At 73.5% G+C, this 13057-nt stretch carries 10 protein-coding genes; 5 read left to right on the top strand and 5 right to left on the bottom strand.

The window, feature by feature from the left end; genetic code table 11:
• Nucleotides 1–134 precede the first annotated feature (134 nt).
• The 5 genes from BGP73_RS01050 to iolC form a co-directional block, all read right to left on the bottom strand.
• Entirely contained in the window at nt 135–1628 is a 1494-nt protein-coding gene (locus BGP73_RS01050) for a CoA-acylating methylmalonate-semialdehyde dehydrogenase (protein ID WP_069811326.1), read from the bottom strand.
• A 112-nt stretch (nt 1629–1740) separates the two neighbouring features.
• The gene (gene iolD, locus BGP73_RS01045; protein WP_069811325.1) at nt 1741–3687 is read right to left on the bottom strand and encodes a 3D-(3,5/4)-trihydroxycyclohexane-1,2-dione acylhydrolase (decyclizing); all 1947 of its coding nucleotides are present in this window, start codon (nt 3685–3687) and stop codon (nt 1741–1743) included.
• Nucleotides 3684–4601 carry a 5-deoxy-glucuronate isomerase gene (gene iolB, locus BGP73_RS01040; RefSeq protein ID WP_069811324.1) on the bottom strand — a complete coding sequence of 306 codons (918 nt, stop codon included), beginning with the start codon at nt 4599–4601 and terminating at the stop codon, nt 3684–3686. The genes iolD and iolB overlap by 4 nt, the downstream gene beginning before the upstream one ends.
• A 43-nt stretch (nt 4602–4644) precedes the next feature.
• A complete protein-coding gene (locus tag BGP73_RS01035; RefSeq protein ID WP_069811322.1) occupies nt 4645–5559 on the bottom strand; it encodes a Cgl0159 family (beta/alpha)8-fold protein in 915 nt (304 codons plus the stop codon).
• An 86-nt stretch (nt 5560–5645) separates the two neighbouring features.
• Nucleotides 5646–6662, bottom strand: a complete 1017-nt coding sequence (gene iolC / locus BGP73_RS01030; RefSeq protein WP_069811320.1) for a 5-dehydro-2-deoxygluconokinase — start codon at nt 6660–6662, stop codon at nt 5646–5648.
• A 238-nt stretch (nt 6663–6900) separates the two neighbouring features.
• On the opposite strand from iolC, the gene BGP73_RS01025 reads away from it, so the two are divergent.
• The 5 genes from BGP73_RS01025 (at nt 6901) to BGP73_RS01005 (ending at nt 12597) form a co-directional block, all read left to right on the top strand.
• Entirely contained in the window at nt 6901–7821 is a 921-nt protein-coding gene (locus BGP73_RS01025) for a sugar phosphate isomerase/epimerase family protein (RefSeq protein WP_069811318.1), read from the top strand.
• 92 nt (nt 7822–7913) lie between these two features.
• Nucleotides 7914–8933, top strand: a complete 1020-nt coding sequence (locus BGP73_RS01020) for a Gfo/Idh/MocA family protein (RefSeq protein ID WP_069811316.1) — start codon at nt 7914–7916, stop codon at nt 8931–8933.
• Nucleotides 8934–9198: 265 nt separating this feature from the next.
• On the top strand, nt 9199–9396 hold the full coding sequence (locus BGP73_RS01015; RefSeq protein WP_069811314.1) for a MerR family transcriptional regulator: 198 nt from the start codon (nt 9199–9201) through the stop codon (nt 9394–9396).
• A gap of 378 nt (nt 9397–9774) precedes the next feature.
• The gene (locus tag BGP73_RS01010) at nt 9775–10041 is read left to right on the top strand and encodes a heavy-metal-associated domain-containing protein (RefSeq protein WP_069812031.1); all 267 of its coding nucleotides are present in this window, start codon (nt 9775–9777) and stop codon (nt 10039–10041) included.
• Nucleotides 10042–10263: 222 nt separating this feature from the next.
• Nucleotides 10264–12597, top strand: coding sequence for a heavy metal translocating P-type ATPase (locus BGP73_RS01005; RefSeq protein WP_069811312.1), 2334 nt, complete (start codon nt 10264–10266; stop codon nt 12595–12597).
• Nucleotides 12598–13057: the final 460 nt, after the last annotated feature.

Genomic DNA, 13057 nt, shown 5'->3' with positions numbered 1-13057 from the left:
TCAGGGTGCCTGGTCGCAGGTCGTTTCGGGGCCGCACCGATGGATTTGGCCGAGGAGGCGCCGCCGACCACCCGCGAACGGCGCCCGTCCCGCGGCGGTGGCCCGGGCCACCGCCGCGGGACGGGCCCCGGCCGTCAGCGGTTGCTGGGGAAGCCCAGGTCCACCCCGGCGTCGGCCGGGTCCGGCCAGCGGGTGGTGACGACCTTGCCCCGGGTGTAGAAGCGCACGCCGTCCTCGCCGTAGATGTGGTGGCCGCCGAAGAGCGAGTCCTTCCAGCCGCCGAAGGAGTGGTACCCGACCGGCACCGGGATCGGTACGTTCACCCCGACCATGCCGGCCTCCACCTCCAGTTGGAATCGGCGGGCCGCACCGCCGTCCCGGGTGAAGATGGCCGTGCCGTTGCCCCAGGGGGAGGCGTTGACGAGTTCCAGGGCCTCCTCGTAGCTCTCGGCGCGCAGGAGGCAGAGGACCGGGCCGAAGATCTCGTCGCGGTAGGCGTCCATCTCCGGGGTGACCCGGTCGAGCAGGCTCAGTCCGATCCAGTGGCCGTCCTCGTGGCCGGGCACGGTGAAGCCGGTGCCGTCCAGCACCACCTCGGCGCCCTGTGCCGCGGCGCCCCGCACATAGGACGCCACCCGGTCCCGGTGGGCCCTGGTGATCAGCGGCCCCATCTCGGAGGCCGGGTCGTGCCCGGGGCCGATGGTGATCTCCGCGGCGCGCCGGGTGATCTTCTCGATCAACGGGTCGGCGGTGTCCCCCACGGCCACGATGGCCGAGATCGCCATGCACCGCTCCCCCGCCGAGCCGTAGGCCGCCGAGACGGCGGCGTCCGCGGCGGCGTCGAGGTCGGCGTCCGGGAGCACCAGCATGTGGTTCTTGGCCCCGCCCAGGGCCTGCACCCGTTTGCCCGCCGCGGAGCCGGTGGTGAAGACGTGCCGGGCGACCGGGGTGGAGCCGACGAAGCTCACCGCCCGGATGTCGGGGTGCGCCAGGATCCGGTCGACGGCGGCCCGGGCTCCGTTGACGACGTTGAGGACGCCGTCCGGCAGTCCGGCCTCCGCGGCCAGTTCGGCGAGCCGGTAGGCGGCCGAGGGCACCTTCTCACTGGGCTTGAGCACGAAGGTGTTCCCGCAGGCGATGGCGAGCGGGAACATCCACATCGGCACCATGGCGGGGAAGTTGAACGGCACCACGCCGGCCACCACACCGAGCGGCTGCCGGATCGCGGCCACGTCCACCCGGGTGGAGACCTGGGTGGACAGTTCCCCCTTGAGCTGCTGGGGGATGCCGCAGGCCGCCTCGACGATCTCCAGTCCGCGGGCCACCTCGCCGAGCGCGTCGGAGTGCACCTTTCCGTGTTCGGCGGTGATGAGCCGCGCCAGTTCGGTCCGGTGGGCGTCGATCAGTTCTCGGTAGCGGAAGAGCACGGCGGTCCGCGTGGCCAGCGAGGAGTCGCGCCAGTCGGCGTGAGCGGCCTTGGCCGACGCCACCGCGGCGTCCACCTCGGCCGCGGAGGCGAGGGCCACCCGGGCGGTCTGCGCCCCGGTCGCCGGGTCGGTGACGGGGCCGTACTCGCCGGAGCTTCCTTCGGCGGTCTTGCCGTCGATCCAGTGGTCGATGGTCTTCACGGTGACGGAACTCCTCGCGTGGTCGGCGGTTGTGTCGGGGCGGCGCTTCTCGGGAGCGGTGGCTTTCAGGCCGCAGTGGCTTCAGCGGGTGGCGGTTCTCGTGGTGGCGGCCTCACAGGTGGCGCCGGCGCGCGGCGGCCTCGCGGTCGTACTCCGCGCGGGCCCTGACGGCCGCGGGCCGGGTCGCGGTCTCGGCCACCGGCACGTCCCACCACGCCTGCGCCCGGAGGGCGCCGGAGGGCGCACCGGCTGCGCCCGTCTCCACGTAGACGCAGGTGGGACGCTCCGAAGCCCTCGCCTTCGCCAGGGCCGCCCGGAGCTGCCGGACGGAGTCGGCCCGGAGTACCTCCATGCCCAGGCTCGCCGCGTTGGCCGCGAGGTCGACGGGCAGCGGGTCACCGGTGTAGCCGCCGTCGGCGTCCCGGAACCGGTAGGCGGTGCCGAACCGTTCGGCGCCGGTCGCCTCGGAGAGGCCCCCGATCGAGGCGTAGCCGTGGTTCTGCAGCAGGACCAGTTTGATGTTGACGTTCTCCTGGACGGCCGTGACGATCTCGGTCGGCATCATCAGGTAGGTGCCGTCGCCGACCAGGGCCCACACCGGCCGGTCCGGGGCCGCCAGCCGCACGCCGATGGCGCCGGGGATCTCGTAGCCCATGCAGGAGTAGCCGTACTCGAGGTGGTACTGGCGCGGGGAGCGCGCCCGCCAGAGCCGGTGCAGGTCGCCGGGGAGCGAGCCGGCGGCGTTGACCACCACGTCCTCCTCCCCGACCACCGCGTCGAGGGCGCCGAGCACCTGGGCCTGGGTGGGCCGGGCGTCCTCGTCCCCGGCGGCGTAGGCCCGGTCCACCTCTCGTTCCCAGCGCTCCTTGCCGGCCCGGTACTCCGCCTCGTAGCCGTCGTCGACGCGGTACCCGCCGGCCTGTTCCAGGGCCGCACCGAGCGCCTCCAGCCCGGCCCGGGCGTCGGCGACCAGCGGCAGGGCGCTCATCTTGTGGGCGTCGAAGGAGGCGACGTTGAGGTTGACGAAGCGCACCGCCGGGTCGGCGAAGAGGGTGTTGGAGGCGGTGGTGAAGTCGCTGTAGCGGGTGCCCACCCCGATGACGAGGTCCGCGCTGCGCGCCAGGTCGTCGGCGACGGCGGTGCCGGTGTGGCCGACGGCCCCGACGTCGCCGGGATGGTCGTGGCGCAGTGCGCCCTTGCCCGCCTGGGTGGCCGCGACCGGGATGCCGGTGGCCTCCACCAGCGCCCGGAGCGCGTCTTCGGCCTCGCTGTGGTGCACCCCGCCGCCGGCGACGATCAGCGGGCGGGCGGCCGACCGCACCACGCGGACGGCGTCCGCGAGCGCCGCCGGGTCGGGGGCGGCGCGGCGTACCGTCCAGACCCGGTCGGTGAAGAGTTCCTCGGGCCAGTCGTACGCCTCGGCCTGGACGTCCTGGGGCAGCGCCAGGGTGACCGCCCCGGTCTCGACCGGGTCGGTGAGCACCCGCATCGCCTGGAGCAGCGCGGGAACCAGCGCCTCCGGCCGGGAGATCCGGTCGAACCAGCGGGAGACCGGGCGCAGCGCGTCGTTGACCGACACATCGCCCGAGTGCGCCGTCTCCAACTGCTGGAGGACCGGGTCGGCGGGGCGGGTGGCGAAGGTGTCGCCGGGGAGCAGGAGCACCGGCAGCCGGTTGATGGTGGCCTGCGCCGCACCGGTGACCAGGTTGGTGGCGCCGGGCCCGATGGAGGTGGTGACGGCGTGGGTGGAGAGCCGGTTGCGCTGCCGGGCGTAGCCGGTGGCGGCGTGCACCATGGCCTGCTCGTTGCGGCCCTGGAGGTAGGGCATCCGCTGCCGGCCGGTCTCCAGCAGGGCCTGGCCGAGGCCGGCTACGTTGCCGTGGCCGAAGATGCCCCAGCAGGCGCCGATCAGCCGGTGCCGCCGGCCGTCCCGTTCGGTGTACTGGTGGGCGAGGAACTCGACGAGCGCCTGGGCGACGGTGAGCCTGCGGGTGACCGGCCGGCCCGGCGGCCGCTGCGAACCGTCGGGCGCGGGCGGCGGATCGGCGGGGCTGTTCAACGGGGGCCTCCTTCTGCGGACCGGCCGGCGGCGGGGTAGAGGGGAAGGCGGGGGTCGGTGGGCTGGTCGGGCCAGGTGGAGCGGATCCAGGCGTGGTCGGGATGGTCGCTGATCAGCCAGGCCCGTTCGCTGTCGGGACCGGCCATGACGTTGAGGTAGTACATGGTGTGCCCGGGCGCGGCGATCGAGGGGCCGTGCCAGCCGTCCGGGATGACGACGGTGTCCCCGGTGCGGACCTCGGCCAGCACATCGGTCCGCCGGCCGTGGCCGGACGGTGAGACCCGCTGGTAGCCGAGGCCGGGCGCGCCGTGGGCGCGCTCGATCTCGAAGTAGTAGATCTCCTCCAGCCGGGACTCCTCGCCCGGCCGGTGCTCGTCGTGCTTGTGCGGGGGGTAGGACGACCAGTTGCCGCCGGGTGTCAGCACCTCCACCGCGATCAGCCGGTCGGCTTCGAAGACGTCCGCGGCGGCGAAGTTGTTGACCTGCCGGGAGCAGTTCCCGCTGCCGCGCAGTTCGATCGGGACGTCGGCCGCGGGCCCGTACCGGGCGGGCAACCGGCGCCGGCAGCGGGCTCCGGTGAGGGCGAACCGGCCGCCGCCCGCGGTGGTGACCCGGGCTGCTGCCGCACGCGGCAGGTAGGCGAAGTCGCTGGGCGAGGCGAACACACTGGTGCGGCCCTGGAGTTCGAAGGTCAGCCCGTCGCACTCCACGGTGCAGCCACCGCTCAGCGGCAGCACGATCCACTCGCTCTCACCGGTGTCGAAGCCGTGCGCACCGCCGGGCGGGAGTTCGAGGACGCGCAGGCTCGAGTGCTCCCAGCCGGCCTGTTCGGGCTCGACGCGCAGGGTGTACGGGCCGTCCGCCGCGCTGCCGGCCGGGAAGTGGAAGTCGTTCGGTCGGGGCGTCGCGGTCATCGGGGTCCCTCCATGGGCTCCCCGCCGGTGGGCGGGGAGGAAGTCAAGGCCGGCGGTCTCCGGCGGTCGGGCGGGGGTTCTTCAGCAGGCCGACTGCCGTGTCGACGGCCGCGGCGACGTCGCCGTCCGCCGGGTAGAGCAGCGAGCGCCCGACGACCATGCCCTGCACGGTCGGCAGCCGCAGCGCCTGGCGCCACCGTTCGTACAGCGCGTCCTGGTCCTCGTCCACCTCTCCGCCGAGGAGTACGGCCGGGAGCGTGGAGGTCTCCAGCACCGTCGCCATCGCCTCCGGGTCCTCGGTCACCGGGACCTTCAGCCAGGTGTAGGCGGAGGTGCCGCCGAGCCCGGAGGCGACGGCGATCGAGGTGGTGACGGCCTCCGGGCTGAGGTCGTTGCGGACCCGCCCGGCCACCCGCCGGGATATGAACGGCTCGACGAAGACCGGGAGCCGCCGGTCGGCCATCGCGTCGATGGCGCGCGCCGCGGCGTGCAGGGTGGAGAGCGATCCCGGGTCGTCGTAGTCGATCCGGAGCAGCAGCTTCCCGGCGTCGAAGTTGAGCCGGGCGAGGTCCTCGGCCCGGTGGCCGGTGAACCGGTCGTCCATCTCGAACGCGGAGCCGGCCAGCCCGCCCCGGTTCATCGACCCGACCACCACCTTGCCCTCCAACGCGCCGAGCAGCAGCAGGTCCTCCAGGACGTCGGCGGTGGCCAGCACACCGTCGACGCCGGGGCGGGAGAGCGCCAGGCAGAGCCGCTCCAGCAGTTCGATCCGATTGGCCATCGCCAGCCTCCCCCCGCCGGCGGCCAGGGCGCCGCGCGCCGGATGGTCGGCGGCCACGATCAGCAGGCCCCCGCTCTCGCCGATCAGCGGTCGGCGGACCCGGCGGGCCGCGGCCTCGCCGACGGCCTCGGGGTGCCGGGCCCGCAGCGTCACGATGTCGGAGACGCGGATGCTCAACGGAAGGCTCTCTCTCGGAAGGTCGGGGGCGGCGGTCCGGCGAACGCCGGTCGCAGCCGTGGTCAGCGGCGGGGCGGTGCGGCCGGTCAGTGGCGGCCGGTGGCCGCCGCGATCTCCGCCTCGGTGGGCATGGCGGAGGAGCAGGCGAGCCGGGAGGCGACGATCGCCCCGGCCGCGTTGGCCTCCCGCATGATCCGGTCCAGCGGCCGGCCGGCCAGCAGGCCGTGGCAGAGCGCCCCGCCGAAGGCGTCGCCCGCCCCCAGGCCGTTGACCACCTCCACGGCGAGCGGTGGTACCTCGGCCGTGGTGCCGTCCCGGTGTACGGCCAGGACGCCGCCGGGCCCCTGTTTGACGACGGCGAGTTCCACCCCGGCGTCCAGCAACGCCTGGGCGGCGGCCCGTGGTTCGCGCTCGCCGGTGGCGACCTCGCACTCGTCGAGGTTGCCCACCGCCACCGTGGCGTGCGCGAGGGCGCGGGCGTAGTGCGGCCGGGCCGCGGCGGCCCCGGCCGCCTGTTCGGCCTCCGTGGCGCCGCCGGCCTGCCCAGGCGCGTCGCCTTCGGACCAGAACATCGGCCGCCAGTCCAGGTCGAAGACGGTCGCGCAACCGTCGCCCGGGCCTGCCGCAGCCCGTGCCTGAAGGGCTGTCAGTGTCGCGGTGCGGCTGGGTTCTTCGCTCAGCCCGGTGCCGGTCATCCAGAAGATCCGGGCGGCGCGGATGGCGTCGAGGTCCAGTTCCTCGGTGGCGATCTCCAGGTCGGGAGCCTTCGGTTGCCGGTAGAAGTAGAGGGGGAAGTCGTCCGGCGGGAAGATCTCGCAGAAGGTGACCGGTGTGGGGTAGCGGCTGACCGGGGTGACCCAGCGGTCGTCCACCCCGAACTCCCGCAGCGCCTGGTGGACGTATTCTCCGAAGGGGTCCTGGCCGGTGCGGGTGATGACGGCGGCGGAACGCCCCAGCCGGGCGGCGGCGACCGCGACGTTGGTGGCCGAGCCGCCGAGGAACTTGCCGAAGGTCTCCACCTGTGGCAGCGGTACCCCGGTCTGCAGTGGGTAGATGTCCACTCCGACCCGGCCCATGCTGATGACGTCGAACGTCCCGCTCATGCACGTCCCTCCGCTTCTGCTCGGCCCGGCACCGCGGTCCTCAGGTCTAGCCGGGCCCACCCGGGCCTGTCAATAATTTGTCCGGACATAGCGACGTGATCTTGCTCCGCCACCCTGGAGCCGAAGTCCGTACATCCGTATGTCAGGACTTAATCTTGACACCCCTCGGAACGTCGCGGAAAGCTACCGGGGAATCACCTGCCTTCCCGGTCCCACCGACCGGTGAGAGGAGCGCCCCATGACCGCAGCCCGCTCGGCCCCACCCGCCCTGGACCGCATCCGGGTCGGCTCGGCGCCCGACTCCTGGGGCGTGTGGTTCCCGGACGACCCGCTCCAAGTGCCCTGGCGGCGCTTCCTGGACGAGGTCAGCCAGGCCGGCTACTCCTGGATCGAACTCGGACCTTACGGCTATCTACCCACTGATCCGGCCCGGTTGCGCGAGGAGGTCGACAGCCGCCGGCTGACCGTCTCGGCGGGCACCGTCTTCACCGCCCTGCACCGAGGCCCGGCCGTCTGGGAGGCCACCTGGGAACACGTCGCCCGGGTGGCGGAGTTGACGCAGGCCATGGGCGCCCGCCACCTGGTGGTCATCCCGGCCTTCTGGCGGGACGACAAGACGGCCGAGCGGCTGGAGAGCGAGCAGCTCACCCCCGAGCAGTGGCGCCATCTGACCACCGGCATGGAGCGGTTGGGCCGGGAGGTGCGGGAGCGGTACGGCCTGGAGATCGTCGTCCACCCGCACGCCGACACCCACGTCGACGGGGAGGCGAACGTCGCGCGCTTCCTGGACGGTACCGACCCGGAGCTGGTGGGCCTCTGCCTGGACACCGGCCACTACGCCTACTGCGGCGGAGACAGCGTCAAACTCATCGAGACCTACGGGGAGCGGCTCGGCTACCTCCACCTCAAACAGGTGGATCCGGAGATCCTCGCCGAGGTGGTCGCCGACGACCTGCCGTTCGGCCCCGCGGTGCGCCGGGGCGTCATGTGCGAACCGCCGCGGGGAGTGCCCGAGCTGGAGCCGGTGCTGGCCGCCGCTCAGAAGCTGGACGTCGACCTCTTCGCCATCGTGGAGCAGGACATGTACCCCTGCCCGCCGGACCAGCCCTTCCCGATCGCCGAACGCACCCGCCGCTTCCTGCGCTCCTGCGGGGCGTGACCGCGCCCGCCACCCGCTCGGCGGGCATGGCGGTTACGCCGCCCGGCAGCACCGGCCGGCCCCCCACACGAAGAGAGGGCAGCGAAGAGAACATGACACAGCAGCAGACACTCGGCGTGGCGGTCATCGGCACCGGCCGGATGGGCGCGGACCACGTACGCCGCATCGACCGGACGATCAGCGGGGCCCGGGTGGCCGCCGTGGTGGACGTCGATCCCGAGCGGGTCAAGGGCCTCGCCGACCGCATCGAGGGCTGCACCGCCTACACCGACCCGGCCGCCGCGCTGGCCGACCCCGCCGTGGGCGCCGTGGTCATCGCCTCCCCCGGACCGGTCCACGAAGCCCAGCTGCTGCTGGCCTTCGAACGGGATCTGCCGGTGCTCTGCGAGAAACCCCTCACCCCCGACCCGGCCTCGGCGCTGCGGGTGATGGAAGCCGAGCAGCGGCTCGGCCACCGCAGGGTCCAGGTGGGCTTCATGCGCCGCTACGACGCGGAGTTCCTGCGGCTGCGGTCGCTGCTCGCGGAGGGCGCGCTGGGCAGGACGCTGATGCTCCACTGCACGCACCGGAACGTCTCCTCGGCCCCGGGCTTCACCAGCCGGATGACGATCAACGACTCGGTGGTGCACGAGATCGACACCGCACGCTGGCTGCTGGACGAGGAGATCACCGCGGTGACCGTGGTCCGACCGAGGCCCTCCGGTGGCGCTCCCGAGGGGCTGAGCGACCCCCAGCTGGTACTCCTGGAGACCTCCGGCGGGGCACTGGTGGACGTCGAGATCTTCGTCAACTGCGGCTTCGGCTACCAGGTGCGGTGCGAGGCGGTCTGCGAGTCCGGGGCGGCCCGGGTGGGCGACGGCCACTCCATGGTCACCAGCGCGGCGGGGCGCTGGGGCGCGGAGATCGCCCAGGATTTCGTGGTCCGGTTCGCGGACGCCTACGACCGGCAGATGCAGCGGTGGGTGGACGCCACTCGGCGCGGCGAGGTCGAGGGTCCGAGCGTCTGGGACGGGTACGCGGCAGCCGCGGCCTGCGAGGCCGGGGTCCGGGCCCAGGAGAGCGGCGAACGGACGGCGGTGGAGCTGGTCGAGCGGCCCGACTTCTACCGCTGACCCCTCCGGCCACGGCGACGGCCCCGTCATCCCCCGGTGGATGGCGGGGCCGTCCACCGTCCGGACAGCCCGCCGAGCAGGGTGACGCTTGTCACGGTGAAGCCCCCTTTCCGTCACAGGTGATCGACAACGGCCGACCTGCCGCCCCCGCGGTCGTTCTGCACTGGGCCGGTCAGTCTCGGCGGCAGACCCCGCGGGTCGTCCTCACCTCCCCTCCTGACCGGCCGCTCCCGCGGCGCCCGCCCGACCGTCAGGAGGACCGGAGTTGACCGACCAGACCCTGTGGTCGTACAAGGAGATCGCGGCGCACATCAGCGTCCGCACCGATACCGTGCGCTCCTATCGCAAACACGGACTTCTGCCACCCCCGGACCATGTGGAGGGCGGCCGGCCGTACTGGTACGCCGACACCGTGCGCTGCTGGGTCGCCAGACGGCCGGGCAACCGCGGCAGAGGCCGCTGAGCCTCCGCGCCGCGCGGGGCGCGGGCGGCGTCCGACCGCACGCCGACTGGCGCCGCCCCGCCCCCGCCCTCCACCGCACGGCCCGGTGCGGCCCAGCGGTCGTCGGTACGCGCTCACGGCGATGCCGTCGGCGGAAAACAAGAACGTCCCCGGGGTGCGGATCCTCCGTCGCGCCCCGACGAGGGACAACCCCCGTCGGTACCCCCCGGGGGTATACAGTGGCGGTGTCGGGTGCGTTTCGGAAGTCCGGACCGCACCGAAGGCACAGGTCCGTCCCGTAACCCATGGCGGGCGCACGAGGACCCCAAGGCATCTCGCCGCGCCGCCAGGGATCACGGGACCGGCCTCGGACAAGAGACCCACCCGCCCTCGGCGCCGATCCGCCGAAGGGGCCCCGGAAGGAGAGACCGACCGATGTCGGAGAGCACCGCCACCGAGACCACCACCTACCAGGTCACCGGGATGACCTGCGGCCACTGCGAGCACGCCGTCGTCGAGGAGTTGTCCGCCGTACCGGGCGTCGCCTCCGTCCAGGCCGACGCCGCCACCGGCCGGGTGTCCGTGGTCTCGGCCGCTCCGCTGCCGGAAGAGGCCGTGCGGGCCGCGGTCGACGAGGCCGGCTACGAACTCGTCGGCGCCGTCTGAGCCAGTGCCGTGCCCGGCGGCCCCGCCGAGGATGCGGCCTCCGGTGCGGGTGATCGCAAGGCGGCCGAAGCCCTGTGGCGGACCCGCGGGACGCCCGGCCGACGGCGAGCGGACCACCCGCGCCGGAGGTCGCGGCGGGGCGGGCCCCACCGGACGCGGCACCAGCCCCGGCCCATCCCCGGCCCCCCGAAACCGTCCCCCCTCCCGCCCAGGAGTCACCCCATGACCAGCGCGTCCTCCCCGGCAACGGCAACCGACGACCAACCCGGCGGCCGACTGGAACTCGCCATCGGCGGCATGACCTGTGCCTCCTGCGCCGCCCGGGTGGAGAAGAAGCTCAACCGGATGGACGGGGTGACGGCCACCGTCAACTACGCGACCGAGAAGGCGCAGGTCTCCTACGGCGAGGGGGTGCGGGTCGCCGATCTGATCGCCACCGTCGAGCGGACCGGCTACACCGCCCGCCCGCGCCGGCCGGCCGCCCCGCCCGGTACGGCGTCCGGCGCCGGCGCGGCCGCGCCGGACGCGGACGGCGGCAGCCAGCAGTCCGACGGCGAGCCCGACGAGGGAGGGGCGGAGCTCGCCGCGCTGCGGCAGCGGCTCGTCGTCTCCGTCGCCCTCGCCACCCCGGTGGTGCTGCTGGCGATGGTGCCGGCCCTGCAGTTCGACAACTGGCAGTGGCTCTCCCTCACCCTCGCCGCACCGGTCGTGGTCTGGGGCGCCTATCCGTTCCACCGGGCCGCCTGGTCCAACGCCCGGCGCGGCGCGGCCTCCATGGACTCCCTGGTGTCGCTCGGGACCCTGGCCGCCTTCGGCTGGTCGCTCTGGGCGCTGTTCTTCGGCACCGCCGGCGCCCCCGGTATGCGGCACGGCTTCGACATCACCGTCTCCCGCAGCAGCGGCTCATCGATGATCTATCTGGAGGTGGCGGCCGGCGTCACCGCCTTCCTGCTGCTCGGCCGCTATCTGGAGGCGAAGTCCAAGCGGCGCGCGGGGGCAGCGCTCCGGGCGCTGATGGAGCTCGGGGCCAAGGACGTGACCCTGCTGCGGCCGGACGGCACGGAGGAGCGGGTACCGGTGGGACGGCTGGCGGTCGGCGACCGTTTCGTGGTGCGTCCCGGCGAGAAGGTCGCCACCGACGGCACCGTGGTCGAGGGCGAGTCGGCGGTGGACGTCTCGATGCTGACCGGTGAGTCGGTACCGCGGGATGTGGGCCCGGGCGACGCGGTCACCGGGGCGACGGTCAACACCGCGGGCCGGCTGGTGGTCCGGGCGAACCGGGTCGGCGGGGACACCCAGCTGGCCCGGATGGCCCGGATGGTCGAGGAGGCCCAGAGCGGCAAGGCCGAGGTGCAGCGGCTCGCCGACCGGATCTCGGCGGTCTTCGTCCCGGTGGTGCTGCTGATCGCCGTCGGCACCCTGCTGGTCTGGCTGACCGTGGCGGGCGAGGCCGCCGCGGCGTTCACCGCCGCGGTCGCGGTACTGATCATCGCCTGCCCCTGCGCCCTGGGGCTGGCCACCCCGACAGCCCTCCTGGTCGGCACCGGACGGGGTGCGCAGCTCGGCATCCTCATCCGGGGCCCGGAGGTGCTGGAGTCCACCCGCCGGGTGGACACCGTGGTGCTGGACAAGACCGGCACGGTCACCACGGGCCGGATGACGTTGCACGGCGCCGTTCCCGCGCCCGGGGTCACCGAGCAGGAGCTGCTGCGGCTGGCCGGTGCGGTGGAGCACGCCTCCGAGCACCCCATCGCCCGGGCCGTCGCCGCCGGCGCCGCGGAGCGCGTCGGGCGGCTGCCCGCGGTGGAGCGGTTCGAGAACGTCGCCGGGCTCGGCGTACGCGGCACGGTTGAGGGCCGTTCGGTGCTGGTCGGCCGGGAGCGGCTGCTCACCGAGGCGTCGGTGGCCTGGCCCGCGGAGCTGGCCGAGGCCAAGGCGGCGCTGGAGCAGGCGGGGCGCACGGCGGTGGCGGTGGCCTGGGACGACGAGGCCCGGGGTGTGCTGGCCGTCGCGGACACCGTCAAGGACAGCAGCGCCGGGGCGGTGGCGGAGCTGCGCGCGCTCGGCCTCACCCCGGTGCTCCTGACCGGCGACCACCGGGCGGTGGCCGAGTCGGTGGCTCGGGAGGTCGGCATCGAGGTGGGCCCGGAGACGGTGCTCGCCGAGGTGCTGCCGGAGGACAAGGTGGCGGCGGTACGGCGGCTCCAGGAGGAGGGCCGGACGGTGGCCATGGTGGGCGACGGCGTGAACGATGCGGCGGCGCTGGCCGCGGCGGACCTCGGCCTGGCGATGGGCACCGGGGCCGATGCGGCGATCGAGGCCGGGGACCTGACCCTCGTCCGAGGGGACCTGCGGGTGGCGGCCGACGCGATCCGGCTCTCCCGGCGAACCCTCTCCATGATCAAGGGCAACCTGTTCTGGGCGTTCGGCTACAACGTGGCCGCGATCCCGCTGGCGGCGGCCGGTCTGCTCAACCCGATGATCGCGGGTGCGGCGATGGCTTTCTCGTCGGTCTTCGTTGTCAGCAACAGCCTTCGTCTCAAATCATTCACATAACCGGCGATTCTTCACAGCGCCCGCAAGAGCTGCACGACACTCTCACTCAGGGGGTAGGATCTCCTTATCTCTGCTCTTGCCCGAATTGGTATCCATATGGCATGAGACGCAGATCACAGAGGTTGGGACGTAACCATTCGGGGGGTCCGCGAGTCTAACTGGGTGTTGTGGCACTCCCGGCGGATTGCCACAACTGCTGGAACCGGACCGCCTATGGGGGGACGGAACAGTTCCGCGTATGGCCGGGACGACGTACCCGGGGAGCTTTGAGCGGCCCTCCCGTACGTACGCGTCCCGGCAGAGCGCGGCCGGCCGACAAGCCGGCACCGCGCCCCTGAGCGCCCGGCCGGATCCCGTGGGGGGTATCCGATCGGGAACAAAGGGAAGCGCCCCGCCGACCGACCCGTGGGGGGATCGGTCAGTGCGGGGCGCTTCTCATTTCGCCGACCGGTCGGCCTCC

It is taken from the genome of Streptomyces sp. TP-A0874 (genome assembly GCF_001748085.1).
In the GTDB taxonomy this organism is placed as follows: Bacteria; Actinomycetota; Actinomycetes; order Streptomycetales; family Streptomycetaceae; genus Streptomyces.
Note: the sequence above shows the minus strand (reverse complement) of the source record. Positions and strands in the feature narration are given on the sequence as shown.